This is a genomic window from Kitasatospora sp. UYEF31 (assembly GCF_057291755.1).
In genome coordinates this window covers 1-2,248 of sequence record NZ_JBXAWK010000134.1, presented here as the reverse complement: position 1 = coordinate 2,248, position 2,248 = coordinate 1, and the positions used below count along the sequence as shown (strand labels likewise).

The window sequence follows — 2,248 nt, the reverse complement described above, 5'->3', positions numbered from 1 at the left end:
GTGGACGTTCAGGTCCTTGGCCATCTGGCGGATCACCGGTTTGGGCTCGGTGGTGCGGTACATCCGGATCGCGCGTTCGCGCAACTCCAACGGGTTCTTTCTCGGTGCGCTCATGACGCCGGTTCCTCTCATGTGACCATCAGGCCATGGTGAGCAACCTCCCGCATCTCGAGGGAACCTCAGTTGCCACCGGACCAGTCCGGGATTTTATCGTCGACACAAAGACAGGCGGCGTCGGCGTCCAGACTCGGCCTCACCGGATTTCTTCCCGTCCAGCGGCGCCAGCCACCCAAAGTGGCCGGAACACGTTCTCGTAGTACGCCGCCTGGACAGGGCACGGAGCGTGGGGCGAAGCGGCGAAGCGGCGGACCGGAGCGCTCAGGACCGCACGGGCCAGGGCGGAGAAGTACAGTTCCACCTGGTTGAGCCAGGAGGCGTGCGGCGGGGTGAAGTGCAGTGTCCGGCGCGGGTGTCGGGCGAACCAGGCCCCGGTGTGCCCGGCGGCCGTGTGCGACCGTCAGGACCGGCTGGCCCGGGACCGCTCCGGGCCGGGCGCCGTCCTGCTGCCGCCGCCCCGCACCCGGGGGCTCCTGACACCGCAGGCGGGACGCCAGTGCTGTTCGGCCCTGCGCGGACGGGCGCAGGGCGAGGACGGTGGCACGTATCGGGCCCAAACGGCGACCACACCCGCGGACACGCCACAACCCCTCCGTCGGCTGGCGGACACCGCGGCCCTGACGATTCGGAGCGCCGCGTGCACCCTGTCCTGCCTGAGCCCGGCGTCCTGGCCGCCTACGACACTTCCCCCGGTGCCCAGGAAGCGCTGGAGTGGGCCGCCCGCACCGCCGCCGAGGCCAAACTCCCGCTGCACCTGGTCATGGCCGTTCCCGCACCCGGCCCCGGCCGCCCCGGCGGCGCGGAGCACCGGCCGCTGCGCGAGGCCGCCGGCGACCTGCCCGCCGTCGACTTCGCCGTCGCCCAGGCCCGCGCCACCGGTGCCACACTCGCCCTTGTGCACGCCTGGACACTGCCCCAGTACGCCGCCCGGACGGCGATCCCCCTGCGCGGCGGCATCCACGCCCGGGCCGACTGGGAGGACCTGACCGTGGAGGAGATCCTGCGGGGCGTACGCGCCGAAGCCCCGGACGTCACCGTCCAGGCGGTCACCACCACCGGCACCCCCGCCCACGCCCTGATCCAGGCCGCCGCCCACGCTGGCCTGCTGGTGGTCGCCGGCCACCGCCGCGCCGGCGCCCTCCCGCTGCCGCTGGGCCCCACCACCCACACGGTGCTGCACCACGCGCCATGCCCCGTCGCAGTGGTGCCGGTCCGCCACGCGGTGCCGCTGTCCAGCGACACGCACGGAAACCACCCGTCCGGGTGACCTCGCGCTCAGCCTCACCGCGGGACCGGGCCACCGCCTAGGCTGCCGTACGTCACCCCGGACCCCGGTGGCCGACCGCTGTACCGTCGGCCCCGGCACACCGCTGTTTCCGGGGCCCCGTTCCCGGGGGCACCACCATGGACCAGAACACCTTCCCCACCGGCCCCTCCGTCCTACCGCTGCCGCCGGACGGGGCCAACGACCGCGGGTGGGCGACCCTCCACACGGCGGACGGCTGGAGCGTGGTGGCCTTCCACGGCGAGATCGACCTCACCTCTGTCTCGGCCGTGGGCGCCTGCCTGGACGCCGCCACCGCGCCGGACAGCGCCCGGGTGGTGGTCGACCTGCGGCCCGCCAGGTTCCTGGACTCCAGCGCCCTGTGGCTGCTGGACCGGGCCCGGCGGCGCGTCCGCGACCGGCGCGGGGTGCTGCGGCTGGTGTGCACCCGGCCGCTGCATCTGACGATGCTGCACATCACCGGCCTGGCCGCCGACCTGCACCCGGCCGCCACGATGGACCAGGCCATCGCCGAAGGGCCGCCCGTCGGCGCGTGACCTCGGGCGTGACGTCGGGCGGAGAGGCCACACCGAACAGTGGAAGCGTTACGGCGGTAACTCATCGTGACTTCCCGTCCGGACAGGGCACCGGCATGGCCCCGTGCCCACGCCGTCCGCTGGCGGTTGCACCGTTGTCCCCCGCCGGGGAAGTCCTCGTCCGCGCGGCGATGAGCCCCGTCCGGTCGGCGCACCGGCTTAGGGCCTGTTCTGAATTCAGATCACAACCGGGTTGTTTGTCCTCCGCTCGGATATGTGAACTGGTAGCACGGATGTATGGGACGTGGTGACCTGACTGATGGCGAGTGGG

General features: G+C 73.0%; 2 protein-coding genes. Both read left to right on the top strand.

Translation table 11 applies throughout. The annotated features are described in order from the left end of the window. The first annotated feature begins 754 nt into the window (after positions 1 to 754). Positions 755 to 1,384: a universal stress protein gene (locus AC0Z36_RS29495; protein ID WP_485466150.1), complete on the top strand. Its 630-nt coding sequence runs from the start codon at positions 755 to 757 to the stop codon at positions 1,382 to 1,384. Positions 1,385 to 1,521: 137 nt separating this feature from the next. Further along, positions 1,522 to 1,938: an STAS domain-containing protein gene (locus AC0Z36_RS29490; protein WP_485466149.1), complete on the top strand. Its 417-nt coding sequence runs from the start codon at positions 1,522 to 1,524 to the stop codon at positions 1,936 to 1,938. Positions 1,939 to 2,248: the final 310 nt, after the last annotated feature.